This is a genomic window from Tistrella bauzanensis, assembly GCF_014636235.1.
GTDB lineage: Bacteria > Pseudomonadota > Alphaproteobacteria > Tistrellales > Tistrellaceae > Tistrella > Tistrella bauzanensis.
Genome location: NZ_BMDZ01000038.1, coordinates 17,128 through 31,556, shown reverse-complemented (window position 1 = coordinate 31,556; position 14,429 = coordinate 17,128). Strand labels below are relative to the sequence as shown.

Genomic DNA, 14,429 nt, shown 5'->3' with positions numbered 1-14,429 from the left:
GCGCGGATGTGAAGCATTGCCCGGGAAAGGTTTCAGGTCCGCGCCATGGCGCTTGACGCAAGTGGCCGGACAGATAGGCTCTGCGCGGATACCGAGCCTCCGCCCAACGCCGCCGCATCCGGAGACAGTCGTCATCATGCAGCCCCCGGCTCCCGATATCTCCTCCGGCGCCCCGACCCGGCCCCCCGCACCATCGCGCCGCGCGCAGGCCGCTTGCGATGCCATGCGGCTGGCGGCACGGATACTGGTCGTTCTGATGCCGGTCCTGCTGGTCGTCGGGCGTGCGCCGGCCGATATCGCACTCAGTCTGGTGGTGCTGCTGTTTCTTGTCGCCATGGCCATCGCGCGCGACGCGGCACCGTTCCGGACGCCATGGATGAAGGTGGCGCTCGTGTTCTGGGTGTGGCTGCTGGCCAGCGCGCCTTTTGCCCTGGCCGATATCGGCAGCGCCTTCGGCGTGTCGGCAAGCTTCATCCGCTTTCCGCTGTTCGCGGCCGCGCTCAGCTATTGGCTGATCGACGACGTGACGTGGCGCCAGCGGCTGCTGCTGTGCCTGGGCGTGGTATTGGGCGCATCCGCGGTCTGGGCGGTGATTGAATGGATCGATATCGCCCTGTTGATCAATGACGGGCGGCCGGTGATCCGGCTGACCGGGCCGTTCGAGGATAACAAGGTCGGTATCTTCATCCTGAAACTGATGTTCCCGGTGCTGGGATTTCTGGCCTGGCGGGCGCTGCTGCCGGCCGACCGGCTCGCCGACGGTCCGGCACGGGCATCGACGCGCGGCACCGGTCTGGTTCTTGGATACGCCGCACTGTTGCTGGTGGCGATCCTGCTGTCGGGCGAACGGATGGCGCTGCTGATGGCGCTGGCCGGCATGCTGATCATGGGCCTGCTGGTGCGCGCGCGCCTGTTGCGGCGTCTGACGCTGGCACTGCTTGCCGCCGCCGTCGTCCTGGGCGGGCTGACGGCCGTGCTGGCGCCGCGTCTGTATGACCGGCAGATCGCCTCGACGGTGGAGACCGTGTCGGCGATCGGTGACAGCATTCACGGCCGATACTGGCAGTCGGGGCTGGATGTCGGGGCATTGGCGCCGTGGACCGGTGTCGGCGGCAAGAACTTCCGGCTGCTATGTCCAGAGATCAAGGCTGCGGAGATCGCAGCGTTCGAAGATCCGCAGGAGATTCAGTTCTGTGCCACCCATCCGCACAACATCTATATCGAGGCCTATACCGAACACGGCATTCCCGGCCTCATTCTGTTCTGCATGATGATCATTGCCCTCATTCTGGCCCTGCGCGGCGCCGGCCGCGATGATCGTGTCACTGGCGCCGCTATAGGCGTGCTGTTGACATTGTGGCCGCTGGCCACCCATGGCAGCTTCTACAACAATTGGAATGGCGCGGTTTTCTGGCTCGCCACGGGCCTGATGCTCGCCCTGCGCAATGCGGCGGCAATCGAACGGAAAGGACGGCCGGCATGACGATCAAGACGCAACTTCGCGTAATGGTGACAGGCGGTGCCGGGTTCATCGGATCCCACCTGTGTGCCCGGCTGCTGAATGACGGCCATGACGTGCTGTGCGTCGACAACTATTACACCGGGCGGCGCGCCAATATCGCGCCGCTGTTGAACAATCTACGGTTCGAGGCGATGCGCCACGACGTGACCTTCCCGCTGTTCGTCGAGGTCGACCGCATCTTCAACCTCGCCTGCCCGGCATCGCCGGTGCACTATCAGTTCGACCCGGTGCAGACCACCAAGACATCCGTGCATGGCGCGATCAACGTGCTGGGCCTGGCCAAGCGCACGCATGCCCGCGTCCTGCAGGCATCGACCTCCGAGGTCTATGGCGATCCGGAGGTCCATCCGCAGCGTGAGGATTATCGCGGCAGCGTCAACACCATCGGCCCGCGCGCCTGTTACGACGAAGGCAAGCGCTGCGCCGAGACCCTGTTCTTCGACTATCACCGCCAGCATGGCCTGGAAATCAAGGTCGCCCGGATCTTCAACACCTATGGCCCCCGGATGCTGCCGAATGACGGGCGGGTGGTGTCGAATTTCATCGTTCAGGCATTGGCTGGTGAAGACATCACCATCTATGGCGACGGCCAGCAGACACGCAGCTTCTGCTTCGTCGACGATCTGGTGGACGGATTGATCCGGCTGATGGACAGCCCGGCCGACGTCACCGGGCCGATGAACCTGGGCAATCCGCACGAGATCACCATTCTGGAGCTGGCGGAACGGGTGATCGCGATGACCGGTTCGTCATCGCGGCTGATCCGCAAGCCGCTGCCGGCCGATGATCCGGTCCGGCGGTGCCCCGATATCGGCTTTGCCGAGCGCACGCTTGGCTGGCGCCCACAGGTGCCTCTGGAACAGGGGCTGGACAAGGCGATCGGCTATTTCCGAAGCCTCATGGCCGGCTGACACCGGCATCACGTCGCATCGCGGTCGCTGCGGTGTAGTGTGGTGTGATGGAAAAGGGCACGCGAAAAAGGGGCTGCCGTCGCAGATCGACGGCAGCCCCTTTTTCGCGGCAGATCGCCTGGACGGTCAGTACGCGCCGCTGTTCGGCGAGAAGACCACACGCACCGTCTGGACCAGCAGCTTCAGGTCCAGAAGCAGCGACCAGTTTTCAAGATAGGTGCGATTGAACGAGATCCGCGACCCGTAATCGCTGTCGGTCCGACCGTTCACCTGCCACATGCCGGTGATGCCCGGGCGCATCGAGGTGTACTCCACCAGGCTGGCACCCCAGCGCGAGGTCTCATGCAGCGCCATCGGCCGGGGACCGACCAGGCTCATATCGCCACGCAGCACGTTCCACAGCTGCGGAAGCTCATCCAGGCTGGTCTTGCGCAGCACACGGCCGATGCGGGTGATGCGCGGGTCATTGCGCAGCTTTTCGAACTGCTCCCATTCCGCGCGTGCCTCAGCGTCCCGCGCCAGCAGATCCTTCAGCAGCTTGTCGGCATTCGGCACCATCGAGCGGAATTTATAGCACTTGAAATGGTTGCCGCGAAAACCCAGCCGCTCGTGGCCGTAGAAGATCGGCCCCTTGGTCATTGCGACAAAAATGCCAAGGATGAGGAAAAACGGCGACAAAAGAACCAGCAGCACCGAAGCGCCGACAATGTCGAAAAGCCGCTTGAGAATGCGTGCACCGACCGTCGTGGCCGGCACCACGCCGCGTTCAAGGCTTGCCTCGAACACATGGCTGGTGTTGACGTCCGTCATGATGCTGCTGCCCACTTGACGTTTCTGCCCACCCGGCCGCCAGTGTGTCGCACGGACAATATAGGTCCATGCGTCCAGACAGGGGTGCATTCGGTCGGGGCGACGCCAGCCGCCGCGCTGTCAAAGCAGCATGTTCTGGTCGGCCGGGCGTCGCTTCAGGTTTAAGTTTATACCTTGCCCATCTTCTGCCGCCAACCCGCTTTCCGCACTGCACAAATCCCCCGAACAGGGGGCGTTTCTGCGACGGTCCGTGGTAGAGGTGGCAAGAATGATGGCCGGTCATGACGTTAGCAGATCGTTAACCATGTTCCAAGGCGCCCACTGCGCAACTTGCGGGGCGAAATTTCATCCACACCGTGTGCTTGCGGCCACACTCCCGTCTCCCGTCATCCGTTTTTGGATTGGAGGCGGGCATCTGGAATGCTAATCATGGGGCCGGCTTCATCGACAACGGCCTGAAGGGCGGGAGCAGACGCCTCCTATGCGGATTCTTGTTTTCGGCGGCAACAGCCTGCTGGCGCGGGCCTTTTCGGACATCGCGCGGGAACAGGTCGAGCTCAGGGTCGCCGGCCATGCCGAGATCGATCGCCCCGACCTGCTCGACGGTGTGGATGTGGTGGTGAACTTTGCCCGCCACCCCGATGATATGCGGCTGCCGCACGACCCGGCCCGCGATGTCGACGTCCGACTGGCGGTTCGCGTCGCAGAGACATCGGCACGCTTCGTCATGCTCAGTTCCCGCAAGGTCTATGATCAGGCGGCCCAATGGGGTGCTGCCGAGACATCACCTCTGGCGGGCCTGGACATCTATGGCCGGAACAAGGTCGCGGCCGAAGCCGCCGTGGCCGCGCTGATTGCGCCCGAACGCCTGCTGGTGCTGCGGATCGGCAACGTCATCGGGCCTGAACGTATTCCCGGACGGCGCAGTTTCATGGGGTTCATGCTGAACACGCTTGCCGAGACCGGTGAAATCGTGTTCGACATGAGTCCGTTCGTGGCCCGTGACTTCGTCACCGCCGGGCATTTCGCCCGGCAGCTTCTGGCCGCGATCACGAACGGCTTGTCCGGCATCTACAATCTGTCGTCGGGTGTCGGGCTGATGTGCGGTGAACTTGCGCTCGCCGTCATCCGCGGTCATGGCCGCGGTCAGCTGCGGATCATCGATCCGCGCCATGCCGACGCATTCCATCTGGACGTATCGCGTCTGGTTCAGACCACCGGCCTTCGAGAGACGGCCGACGACATCATCACCTACTGCCACAATCTGGGAAGGGCTCTGGGATAATGCCGAAGATCGTCATCACCGGCGGCGCAGGCTTCATCGGGTCACACATCACCGACCACATCTGCGAGCAGTTCCCGGATTACGACGTGGTCGTCTTCGACAAGATGACCTATGCCGCCGACATCCGAAACATTCAGCATCTGGTCGCGAACGAGCGCATCGAGCTGGTCGTGGGTGACATCTGCGACTTCGACCTGGCCTGCCGGGTCGTCGACGGTGCCGACTACGTCGTGCATGCCGCAGCCGAAAGCCATGTCGACAATTCGTTCGGCAATTCGCTGCTGTTCACCATGACCAACGTCTATGGCACCCATGCGATGATGGAGGCCTGCCGCCGCATGGGCGTCAAGCGCATCGTCCATGTGTCGACCGACGAGGTCTATGGCGAGGTTCTGGACGGTGCCGCCGACGAAAGCACGGTGCTGAACCCCACCAACCCCTATTCGGCATCGAAGGCCGGCGCCGAGATGATCATCTCGGGCTATCTGCATTCCTACCGGATGCCGATCGTGACCGTCCGCGGCAACAACATCTATGGCATCCGCCAGTACCCTGAAAAGATCATTCCGCGCTTCTCGCTGCTGCTGGAATGCGGCAAGAAGCTGACCATTCACGGTGCCGGCAACAACCGCCGTCATTTCCTGGCCGCCGAAGATTTCGCCGCCGCCATCGTCCTGCTGATGCGCAAGGGCGAGATCGGCGAGATCTACAACATCGGGTCGGAAGACGAATTCGAGAACATCATCGTCGCTGGTATGATCGCACAAACTTTCGGCTATGCGCTGGATGATGTGGTCGAATACGTCCCCGACCGGCCGTTCAACGACCGGCGCTATGCCATCGACAGCCGCAAGATCCGCGAACTGGGCTGGGCGCCCGAGCGGCATCTTCTGGACGATCTGCCGCGCGTGGTGGGCTGGTATCGCGAGAACGCGCCGCGGTTCCGCCGTCTGATGGCGACGTTCGAAGGCCATGGCAGCGACATCGACCTCGATCTGCGCGCCATCACCCACAGCGCCTGATCTGGCGCGAAGGGCGGATAACCCGACCGACAGCAGAAATGCCGCCCCCGATTCGTCGGTTGGGCGGCATTTCTTTGAGCAAAAAATACATTAATATGTTGTATGAAATAAAATTTCACCTTTTATTTATTAAAATAATATTGATTCACATAAAAATTTGGGTCTTCATGATGGAAAGAACACAAAATTTGACGGTTGCGGTTTCTGCCCTGCATGACCCAGAGAGGTTCTTCCATGCCTGCAACGGTTTCCGTCATCGCCACCCATTGGCGCCGCTTTGCCCCGTCGCCAGCCAGGCTGCTCGGCGCCCTGGCCTTGTCGGCCCTCGTATCGGCTCCGACCGCGATCATCACGCCCGCATCCGCGGCCGAGGTCACCCTGCTGAACGTGAGTTACGACCCGACCCGTGAATTGTACAAGGACGTCAACGCCCGGTTCGCTGCCGTCTGGAAACAGCAGACGGGCGACACGCTGACCATCCGCCAGAGCCATGGTGGATCGGGCAAGCAGGCACGCAGCGTCATCGACGGGCTGGAAGCGGATGTCGTCACCCTGGCGCTGGCCTATGACATCGACGCCATCGCCGACCATAGCGGCGCTCTGAAGGCGGACTGGCAGTCGGCCCTGCCCGACAACAGCGCGCCTTACACCTCGACGATCGTATTCCTCGTCCGCAAGGGCAATCCAAAGGCGGTCCGGGACTGGAACGATCTGGTCAGGCCCGGCCTTCAGGTGATCACACCCAATCCGAAGACCTCGGGCGGCGCGCGCTGGAACTACCTGGCTGCCTGGGCCTATGCGCTCGATCAGGGCAAGGATGCGGCCGGCGCCAAGGCCTTCGTACAGGCGCTGTTCGCCAACGTGCCGGTCCTCGACAGCGGCGCGCGCGGGTCCACCACCACCTTCGTGCAGCGCGGTATCGGAGACGTGCTGCTTGCCTGGGAGAACGAGGCCCTGCTGGCCGTGAACGAACTGGGCCCCGATGCCTTCGACATCGTCGTGCCGTCGCTGTCGATTCTGGCGGAGCCGCCGGTTGCGGTGGTCGACAAAGTGGTCGATGCCCATGGCACGCGTGCCGTAGCCGAGGCCTATCTCAGATTTCTCTACACGCCTGAGGGGCAGGAACTTGCTGCCCGGCACTATTACCGGCCCCGCGACGCCACCGTCGCCGGCCGCCATGCCGACCGCTATCCCGATATCCGGCTGGTGACGATCGACGATGTGTTCGGCGGCTGGCGCAAGGCTCAGGCCGAGCATTTCAACGATGGCGGCATCTTCGACCAGATCGTCACCGGGAAATGATCCTGATGCGCAAAATCGGTCCGCCCAACCGGCCCACACCGCAGAACCGGTCCGCATCACGCAGCCAGGCCGGGCCGCTGCCGGGCTTCGGGCCGGCACTCGGCCTGACGGTGTTCTGGCTGTCGGCGATCATTCTGATCCCGCTGTCCGCAGTCTTTCTGCGGGCGGCGGGACTCAGCCTCGACGAGATCGCCGCGCGCGCCTTCTCGGGCCGTGCGCTCGCGGCCTATCGGCTCAGCTTCGGCGGATCGCTGGCCGCGGCGATGATATCGAGCCTTCTGGGGCTCGTGGTCGCCTGGGTGCTGGTGCGCTATGACTTTCCTGGCAAACGGCTGGCCGATGCCATCGTCGACCTGCCTTTCGCGCTGCCGACCGCCGTCGCCGGCATTGCACTCACCGCGCTCACGGCACCAAACGGATGGATCGGCGCGCCATTGGCGGCGCTCGGCCTGCATATCGCCTTCACACCCGCAGGCGTGATCGTCGCCATGGTGTTCATCGGCCTGCCCTTCGTGGTCCGCACCATCCAGCCCGTGCTCGAAGATCTGGATCGCGAGATTGAAGAGGCGGCGGCATCGCTGGGCGCCGGGCGCTGGCAGACACTGCGGCGGGTGATCATGCCGGTCCTGGCGCCGGCGATCAGCGCGGGGTTCGCCCTGGCATTCGCGCGTGGCGTCGGTGAATACGGCTCCGTGATTTTCATCGCCGGCAACATGCCCGGCATCAGCGAGATCGCCCCCTTGCTGATCGTCATCAGCCTGGAACAATATGATTATGCTGGCGCCAGTGCGATTGCGGCCGTGATGCTGGTCGCCTCGTTCATTCTGCTGCTGCTGGTGAACGGCCTGGACGCGCGCCGCCGCAACGCCATGGAAAGGTAGAACCCCATGGCCCTTTTCCGATCATCCCCCCATCCCGGCGTCCGCATCACCGAGTCTCCCGCGGCCCGCGTGGCGCTGACCATAACCGGCCTGCTCATCCTGGCACTGTTCCTGGTCTTGCCGCTGATCAGCGTTTTTGCGCAGGCCCTGGCGAAAGGCGCCATGCCGTTTCTGGAGGCGCTGCGCGAACCCGACGCCTTGGCGGCCATCCGTCTGACGCTGCTCGTCGCGGCCATTGCCGTACCGGCCAATCTCGTCTTTGGTATCGCCGCGGCCTGGGCCATCACCCGTTTCCGCTTTCCTGGCCGCAGCCTGCTGATGTCGCTGATCGACCTGCCCTTCTCGGTGTCGCCGGTCATCTCGGGGCTGGTCTGGGTGCTGCTGTTCGGCGCCCATGGCTGGCTTGGCCCCTGGGCCGCAGATCACGGCCTGAAGATCATCTTCGCGGTCCCCGGGCTGGTGCTGGCCACGATCTTCGTGACCTTCCCCTTCGTGGCCCGCGAACTGATCCCGCTGATGCTGGCCCAGGGCCCCGACGAGGAGGAAGCGGCGCTCACTCTGGGGGCGGGCTGGTTCACCATCATGCGCCGGGTGACCCTGCCCAATGTCCGCAACGGCCTGCTGGCCGGCGTTCTGTTGTGCAATGCGCGTGCGATGGGGGAATTCGGCGCGGTATCGGTGGTGTCCGGACATATCCGCGGCCTCACCAATACCATGCCTCTGCATGTCGAAATTCTGTACAACGAGTATGACTATGTCGGCGCCTTCGCGGTCGCCTCGCTGCTTGCGGTGCTGGCACTCGTGACACTGATCGCCAAAACCCTGCTGGCGCACGGCCGCGCTGGCGCCTGACGAATGCCGCAACGGCACCGCCCGCACGGCCATGACCCCGTGCGGGCGGCAGGATTGCCGTCGGAGTCGGAGGTGGCGCGGGTCAGACCCGGTTGTTGGTCAGGATCACCGCCGAACTGGCTTCGACCTCGCGGCGGTCGAGCAGATCGGCACAACCACCACGGTGAAAGCAGATATCGCGGCAACAAAGGTCGATATGAGATTTCGCATAATTCGAGATCTCCTTCCTGTGCTGTTGGTGGTTTGGCCCGCGGCGCTCATCGCCTCCGGCTCTGTCGGGCGAACGCATGTCTGCCGCGACGGTTCCAAGGCGGGCGAACAAAAAATGCCCCGGCCTGCGAACCGGCCGGGGCATCGCCATGGCGACCATGCCAGGGCTGTCTGATCGTCTCAGAGCACCCGGCTGATCGCGAAGGTCCGCTCGATATAGCTCATCACCAGTTGCACCGCGTCATCGATTCCGAGCGCGCCGGTATCGACCGTCAGCTCAGGCGCCTCCGGCGCCTCATAAGGCGCATCAATGCCGGTGAAGTCGCGGATCTCGCCGCGCCGCGCCTTGGCATATAGCCCCTTCGGGTCGCGGCCCTCGCAGACATCCAGCCCCGCGCGGATATGCACTTCATGGAAACCGGCGCCGGCGGCGACACGCGCCCGGTCGCGGTCGGCGCGATAGGGTGAGATGAAGGCGGTGACCACCAGGAATCCGGCTTCGGCGAACAAGGCCGCGACCTCGCCGACCCGGCGGATATTCTCGGTGCGGTCCTCGGGGCTGAAGCCCAGATTGGCGTTCAGCCCATGGCGGACATTGTCGCCATCCAGCACGAAGACCTGATAGCCCTTGGCGAACAGCCGCTGTTCCAACTCGATCGCCAGCGTCGACTTGCCCGCCCCCGACAGACCGGTCAGCCACAGCACGCCACCGGTATGACCATTGCGGCGCGCGCGGGCATCGGGCGTCACCCGATGTTCCACCGCCGTGATGTTGGTGGATTTGCGGGTCACGGCATCGCGCTGGTCCGGATAGCCGTCCATCGAGATGATGCCGCCACCGACCGTGTCGTAATCCTCGATCAGAACGAAGCGACCGGTGTTCGGCAACTGGTTGAAGGCATCCAGCGCCAGCAGGCCGCGCGACCGCAGCACCACCTCGGCAACCGCATTGCGCTCCACCTGCACCGGGACCGTGCCATCATCGGCGCCCGACAGGCTGCCGGCATCGATGACCTTCTCGATCCGGTCCACCGTCACCCGGACCTGGCGGGTGGCAAGCTTCATCACATAGCTGCTGCCCACCGCGAGCGGCGTCCGGCCCAGCCAGAACAGCCGGGCCCGGAACACGTCGGTCAGCACCGGCGGCTGGTCCACATGGCTGATCACGTCGCCGCGCTCGATGAAGATCTGGTCGTCGAAGGTGATGCCGACGCTGCGGCCGGTGCCGGCCACCACCGGCTGCGTACCGCGCCCCCAATGCTCGATGCTCCGCACCCGCACGGTCTTGTTGGATGGCGATACCATCACCGTATCGCCCACCGCCAGACGGCCGCTTTCGATCCGGCCGGCGATGATCCGGCGCTCGTCGAATTTATAGACATCCTGCACCGGCAGGCGCAGTGCGCGATCGTCCAGCACCGGGGCGGGCGTGAAACCGTCCAGCGCGCCGATCACCGTCGGCCCGTCATACCACGGCATCGTATCGGTGGCGCGGTCGACGATATTGCCGCCCTCGCGCGCCGCCACCGGCACGAAATGGGTCGCGGTCACGCCGATACCAGACAGATAGGCGCTGTATTCGGCGACCACCGCGTCATAGCGGGCCTGATCGAAGCCAACCAGATCCATCTTGTTGACCACCACGGCGATCTGCCGCAGACCCAGAAGATGCAGCAGATAGCCATGGCGGCGCGATTGTTCGCGCACACCTTCGGCGGCATCGATCACCAGCACGGCCGCTTCGGCGGCGGCGGCACCGGTGATCATGTTCTTCAGGAATTCCTTATGGCCCGGCGCATCGATGATCACATAGTCGCGCCGCGCCGATTTGAACCAGATCTGGGCTGAATCGATGGTGATGCCCTGGTCGCGCTCGGCCTTCAGCGCGTCCATCACGAACGACCATTCGAACGGCATGCCACGGCGTTCGCTCATCGCGCGGATCGACTCGACCCGCCCCTCGGGCAGCGAACCGCTGTCATTCAGCAGGCGGCCGACCAGGGTCGACTTGCCATGATCGACATGGCCGACGATCACGATCCGCATCAGCGCGCGTTCGACGGCGGCCGTATCGGATGCGGATGACGGGTCGGGGGCGGCGATCTGGTCCTGGATCGGAGCAGTCTGTGCAGTCATCGTGAAAACATCCCGTCCCGGATCACATATAGCCTTCGGCGCGCAGGCGCTCGAAGGCATCTTCGGATTCCTTGTCCTGAGCGCGACCGGCGCGTTCGGACGTGCGGCTGCCCTCAAGCTCGGTCACGATCTCGGCGACAGTGGCGGCCCGGCTGGTGATTGGCAGCGTGCACGGCGCGCAGCCCAGCGAGCGATAGCGCTGGCCGTGCCCGTTCGCGAAATACAGGCTGACCACCGGGATCTCCTCACGCTGGATATAGCGCCAGATATCGACCTCGGTCCAATGGAGCAGCGGGTGAATGCGCACCGAGGTTCCGGCCGGAAATTCGGTCTTGAATTGGTCCCAGAACTCCGGCGGCTGATCCTTGACGTTCCAGGCATTGTCCTGGCCACGCGGGCTGAACACCCGTTCCTTGGCGCGGGTGCCTTCCTCGTCGCGGCGGATGCCGGCGATCACTCCGGTGAAGCCGTGGGTGTCGAGCAGCGCCTTCAGACCATCGGTCTTCAGGGCCGAGCAGCATGTCACCCGGCCACGCGTGTGGTTCATGCCCGCATCCAGCGCCGCGCGGTTCTGCCCGACGATCAGGTTCAACCCCCATTCCGCTGCCATGCGGTCGCGGAATTCGATCATCTCGGGGATCTTGTATGATGTATCGACATGCAGCACGGGAAACGGCACATGGCCGAAAAAGGCCTTGCGGGCCAGCCATACCATGACGTTGCTGTCCTTGCCGATCGACCACAGCATTGCCAGCTTGTCGATGCGGTTGAACGCCTCGCGCAGGATATAGACGCTCTGCGCCTCAAGACGGTCGAGATGGTCCATGGATCAATCGCTCCTCAGGCCCTGGCTGGCGCGCCCTTACTGGCGCATGAGTGGGCAGGCGGGCTGGGTTCAGGATGCCGATGGCCGACAGAAAACATGATCCACACCGATTGTCCAGACACTAAACGGATATTATTTTAATTAACGATCATTATTTGTGTTATTTGCGCCAGCCCGGTTGCTGCAATGCCGTGCCGATTGTTGTAGCTTTGCCCGGCTGACCGATGACAAAGGGGCCGCATTCGCGATGACATTCGCCCGTTTCCGTTTCACCGCCATATTGCTGCCAGCCCTTCTGCTCGGCGCCTGCACTGACACCACCGACCTTCCGGCGCCCTTCGACACGCTGAACGCGGTGTTCTTTCCGCCATCGGCGCCAACGGCCCAGGAAATCGATGTCGACAAGCTGCCGGTCGCGGCCATCCTGGTCGGCTTCGGCAGGGGCTCGGCGCGGGTGGCCTATGCCGGAACCCGCGACGGCACGCTGATCTGGCGGGCGGCCGACCGTGCGGAAATCCATACCCGGCAGGGCGTGCTGGTGCGCACCGTCGGCCTGCCCGACAACCTGCGCATCGTGCGGATCGATGGCCTGCCGGACGGGGCCTCGGCGCCCGTGCCCGCGGCTGCGGGCGCGCGGCCTTACGTCCGGATCTTCGACCTGCCGAACCGCCGGCTCTATGGTGCGCGCGCCGATTGCAGCCTGGCCGAGGTGGGGCAGGAGCCGTTGCAGATCGGTCCGTACCGCTTCGACACCGTGGTCTATGACGAGACCTGCACGGTCGAGGCAATGCGCTGGCAGTATACCAACCGCTATTGGTACGAGCCGGACAGCACCCGCGTCTGGCGCAGCATTCAGCATATCTCGCCCGAGATGGGCGATATGGACATCACTCTGCTGCGCTCCGCCCCCATTCCCTGACCTCACGCATCCCCCTGACCCCCACGCAACCCCCTGACTCCCACGCAACCAAAGTCGCCCACACAACCAAAAAGGGCGGCCCCGTTTCCGGGACCGCCCTTCCTGTCGGCCGACAGACGTTCGATCAGCGGGTGCTGGTCGAGGTCGAGGTCGAGGTCGAGGTCGACGAACCGCTGTCGTCGTCGTCCGAGGCGATGATTGCAATCGCCACGGCCGCGGCGGCACCGCCGCCGACGGCCAGGCCGGTGAGCTCGTCGTCGAACAGGTAGCCGGCTTCGTCGTCATTGCTGCTCGACGCAGGCGGCGGGGTCTGGGCGCTGGCAACGCTCGCCATGCCCGCCAGGGCGAGCACGACAGCGAGAGCGCTGATCATGGTCTTGATCATGGTATGATCTCCGATATTCCCCATGGGGTAGGTGCTAGCGTTAACAGTTATACGGCACGCAGGTGCCGTCGGGCAACCCCGATACCGTGACGCAATAGGTATGCTGCGCTGCAATGCGTACTCTGTCCACCCCTGGTATCTGGTATACAACGACGGATGGCACGAATTGGTGGCGTGGTTGGCATCATGGCAACAGATGCGGTAAAGCGCCGCTTGTCGCAGCAAGAAGTAAGGCATGGCGAAGCCGATTCCAGACCTTGACGGAAACAATCTGAACCTGCGCAGCAGAGTCCGGGGGTATCAGCCGATGTGCGGAATGACTTTCATGTCGAACAACAGGAGCAGAAGATGATCGTCGTGACCGGCGGAGCCGGGTTCATCGGTTCCAACATCCTGGCCGGGCTGGAAGCCGATGGCCGGACGGACCTGGTCGTGGTCGACACGCTCGGATCCGACGATAAATGGCGCAACATCGCCGGCCGCGGACTGGCCGACGTGGTGCGGCCCGATCTCCTGTTCAGCTTTCTCGACGCGCGGGCCGATGCGATCGAGGCCGTGATCCATATGGGTGCGATCTCGTCCACCGAGGAACGTGACAGCGATGTGATCGTCGAGAACAACATCCGCCTGACCCTCGACCTCACCGGCTGGTGCACCCGCCATGGTGTGCGGCTGATCTATGCCTCATCCGCCGCCACCTATGGCGACGGCGCGCTGGGTTTCGACGACGACGCCGAGCCTGGGGCCCTCGCACGGCTGCGGCCGCTCAATGCCTATGGCTGGTCGAAGCACATGGTCGACCGCCGGATCGTCGATCTTTCCCGCCGGGGTGCGACATTGCCGCCACAGTGGGCGGGGCTGAAGTTCTTCAACGTCTATGGGCCGAACGAATATCACAAGGGCGGCCAGCGCAGCGTCGCCCATCAGGTGTTCGAGCGGATCCGCGATGGCGGCGAGGCGCGGCTGTTCCGCAGCCATCGGCCCGATTATCCGCATGGCGGCCAACTGCGCGATTTCGTCTGGATCGGCGATTGCGTGGCGGTGGTCCGGTGGCTGCTCGACACTCCCGCCGCCAGCGGTCTGTTCAATGTCGGGTCCGGCAAGGCGCGCAGCTTCGCCGACATGGCCCGCGCGGTCTATGCGGCGATGAACCGGCCGCCGGCGATCGAGTTCGTCGACATGCCGGTCCATCTGCGCGAGAAATATCAGTACTTTACCGAGGCGAAGATCGACCGGCTGCGGCAGGCCGGCTTCACCGCGCCGATGACCGAACTGGAAGATGGCATCGCCGCCTATGTGCGCGGCCATCTCCTGTCCGAAGACCCTTATGTCTGAATCCGCGTCACTGCCATCTGGGCCGCCGCCACG

The 14,429-nt window shown here is 64.0% G+C and carries 14 protein-coding genes; 9 read left to right on the top strand and 5 right to left on the bottom strand.

The window, feature by feature from the left end; genetic code table 11:
• Nucleotides 1–136 precede the first annotated feature (136 nt).
• Entirely contained in the window at nucleotides 137–1,483 is a 1,347-nt protein-coding gene (locus tag IEW15_RS15595; RefSeq protein WP_188579575.1) for an O-antigen ligase family protein, read from the top strand.
• The gene (locus tag IEW15_RS15590; protein WP_188579573.1) at nucleotides 1,480–2,433 is read left to right on the top strand and encodes a UDP-glucuronic acid decarboxylase family protein; all 954 of its coding nucleotides are present in this window, start codon (nucleotides 1,480–1,482) and stop codon (nucleotides 2,431–2,433) included. Before IEW15_RS15595 ends, IEW15_RS15590 begins: the two co-directional genes overlap by 4 nt.
• A 126-nt stretch (nucleotides 2,434–2,559) precedes the next feature.
• Here IEW15_RS15590 and IEW15_RS15585 read toward each other — a convergent pair whose 3' ends face one another.
• Nucleotides 2,560–3,333, bottom strand: coding sequence for a sugar transferase (locus tag IEW15_RS15585; protein ID WP_229708152.1), 774 nt, complete (start codon nucleotides 3,331–3,333; stop codon nucleotides 2,560–2,562).
• 391 nt (nucleotides 3,334–3,724) lie between these two features.
• Here IEW15_RS15585 and IEW15_RS15580 point away from each other — a divergent pair, with 391 nt between their 5' ends.
• The 5 genes from IEW15_RS15580 to cysW all read left to right on the top strand — a co-directional run bounded on the left by IEW15_RS15580 (nucleotide 3,725) and on the right by cysW (nucleotide 8,585).
• Nucleotides 3,725–4,528 (top strand): NAD-dependent epimerase/dehydratase family protein, encoded by an 804-nt coding sequence (locus tag IEW15_RS15580; protein WP_188579571.1) that lies wholly within the window; start codon nucleotides 3,725–3,727, stop codon nucleotides 4,526–4,528.
• A complete protein-coding gene (locus IEW15_RS15575) occupies nucleotides 4,528–5,550 on the top strand; it encodes a dTDP-glucose 4,6-dehydratase (RefSeq protein WP_188579569.1) in 1,023 nt (340 codons plus the stop codon). The genes IEW15_RS15580 and IEW15_RS15575 overlap by 1 nt, the downstream gene beginning before the upstream one ends.
• 234 nt (nucleotides 5,551–5,784) lie before the next feature.
• The gene (locus tag IEW15_RS15570; RefSeq protein WP_188579567.1) at nucleotides 5,785–6,852 is read left to right on the top strand and encodes a sulfate ABC transporter substrate-binding protein; all 1,068 of its coding nucleotides are present in this window, start codon (nucleotides 5,785–5,787) and stop codon (nucleotides 6,850–6,852) included.
• Nucleotides 6,853–6,857: 5 nt separating this feature from the next.
• Nucleotides 6,858–7,733 (top strand): sulfate ABC transporter permease subunit CysT, encoded by an 876-nt coding sequence (gene cysT / locus IEW15_RS15565; protein ID WP_188579565.1) that lies wholly within the window; start codon nucleotides 6,858–6,860, stop codon nucleotides 7,731–7,733.
• 6 nt (nucleotides 7,734–7,739) lie between these two features.
• On the top strand, nucleotides 7,740–8,585 hold the full coding sequence (cysW, locus tag IEW15_RS15560; RefSeq protein ID WP_188579563.1) for a sulfate ABC transporter permease subunit CysW: 846 nt from the start codon (nucleotides 7,740–7,742) through the stop codon (nucleotides 8,583–8,585).
• Between the two features lie 82 nt (nucleotides 8,586–8,667).
• Here the strand turns inward: cysW and IEW15_RS15555 are convergent, their stop codons facing one another.
• The 3 genes from IEW15_RS15555 to cysD all read right to left on the bottom strand — a co-directional run bounded on the left by IEW15_RS15555 (nucleotide 8,668) and on the right by cysD (nucleotide 11,757).
• Nucleotides 8,668–8,955 carry a hypothetical protein gene (locus tag IEW15_RS15555; RefSeq protein ID WP_188579561.1) on the bottom strand — a complete coding sequence of 96 codons (288 nt, stop codon included), beginning with the start codon at nucleotides 8,953–8,955 and terminating at the stop codon, nucleotides 8,668–8,670.
• Nucleotides 8,956–8,975: 20 nt separating this feature from the next.
• Nucleotides 8,976–10,841: an adenylyl-sulfate kinase gene (cysC, locus tag IEW15_RS15550; protein ID WP_188579608.1), complete on the bottom strand. Its 1,866-nt coding sequence runs from the start codon at nucleotides 10,839–10,841 to the stop codon at nucleotides 8,976–8,978.
• Nucleotides 10,842–10,953: 112 nt separating this feature from the next.
• Nucleotides 10,954–11,757, bottom strand: coding sequence for a sulfate adenylyltransferase subunit CysD (cysD, locus tag IEW15_RS15545; RefSeq protein ID WP_188579559.1), 804 nt, complete (start codon nucleotides 11,755–11,757; stop codon nucleotides 10,954–10,956).
• Nucleotides 11,758–12,004: 247 nt separating this feature from the next.
• Here cysD and IEW15_RS15540 point away from each other — a divergent pair, with 247 nt between their 5' ends.
• Complete coding sequence (locus IEW15_RS15540) at nucleotides 12,005–12,676, top strand: YjbF family lipoprotein (protein ID WP_188579557.1); 672 nt, start codon at nucleotides 12,005–12,007, stop codon at nucleotides 12,674–12,676.
• 124 nt (nucleotides 12,677–12,800) lie between these two features.
• On the opposite strand, the gene IEW15_RS15535 is transcribed toward IEW15_RS15540, so the two are convergent.
• Complete coding sequence (locus IEW15_RS15535; protein ID WP_229708151.1) at nucleotides 12,801–13,061, bottom strand: hypothetical protein; 261 nt, start codon at nucleotides 13,059–13,061, stop codon at nucleotides 12,801–12,803.
• A gap of 348 nt (nucleotides 13,062–13,409) precedes the next feature.
• Between IEW15_RS15535 and rfaD the strand changes: the two genes are divergently transcribed.
• Nucleotides 13,410–14,396, top strand: a complete 987-nt coding sequence (gene rfaD, locus IEW15_RS15530; protein WP_188579555.1) for an ADP-glyceromanno-heptose 6-epimerase — start codon at nucleotides 13,410–13,412, stop codon at nucleotides 14,394–14,396.
• Nucleotides 14,397–14,429: the final 33 nt, after the last annotated feature.

Excerpts from the sequence above, each read along its gene's own strand:
- IEW15_RS15595 (WP_188579575.1), top strand. The coding sequence starts at position 137 with ATGCAGCCCCCGGCTCCCGATATCTCCTCCGGCGCCCCGACCCGGCCC.
- IEW15_RS15590 (WP_188579573.1), top strand. The coding sequence starts at position 1,480 with ATGACGATCAAGACGCAACTTCGCGTAATGGTGACAGGCGGTGCCGGG.
- IEW15_RS15585 (WP_229708152.1), bottom strand. The coding sequence starts at position 3,333 with ATGCACCCCTGTCTGGACGCATGGACCTATATTGTCCGTGCGACACAC.
- IEW15_RS15580 (WP_188579571.1), top strand. The coding sequence starts at position 3,725 with ATGCGGATTCTTGTTTTCGGCGGCAACAGCCTGCTGGCGCGGGCCTTT.
- IEW15_RS15575 (WP_188579569.1), top strand. The coding sequence starts at position 4,528 with ATGCCGAAGATCGTCATCACCGGCGGCGCAGGCTTCATCGGGTCACAC.
- IEW15_RS15570 (WP_188579567.1), top strand. The coding sequence starts at position 5,785 with ATGCCTGCAACGGTTTCCGTCATCGCCACCCATTGGCGCCGCTTTGCC.
- cysT (WP_188579565.1), top strand. The coding sequence starts at position 6,858 with ATGCGCAAAATCGGTCCGCCCAACCGGCCCACACCGCAGAACCGGTCC.
- cysW (WP_188579563.1), top strand. The coding sequence starts at position 7,740 with ATGGCCCTTTTCCGATCATCCCCCCATCCCGGCGTCCGCATCACCGAG.
- IEW15_RS15555 (WP_188579561.1), bottom strand. The coding sequence starts at position 8,955 with ATGGTCGCCATGGCGATGCCCCGGCCGGTTCGCAGGCCGGGGCATTTT.
- cysC (WP_188579608.1), bottom strand. The coding sequence starts at position 10,841 with ATGCGGATCGTGATCGTCGGCCATGTCGATCATGGCAAGTCGACCCTG.
- cysD (WP_188579559.1), bottom strand. The coding sequence starts at position 11,757 with ATGGACCATCTCGACCGTCTTGAGGCGCAGAGCGTCTATATCCTGCGC.
- IEW15_RS15540 (WP_188579557.1), top strand. The coding sequence starts at position 12,005 with ATGACATTCGCCCGTTTCCGTTTCACCGCCATATTGCTGCCAGCCCTT.
- IEW15_RS15535 (WP_229708151.1), bottom strand. The coding sequence starts at position 13,061 with ATGATCAAGACCATGATCAGCGCTCTCGCTGTCGTGCTCGCCCTGGCG.
- rfaD (WP_188579555.1), top strand. The coding sequence starts at position 13,410 with ATGATCGTCGTGACCGGCGGAGCCGGGTTCATCGGTTCCAACATCCTG.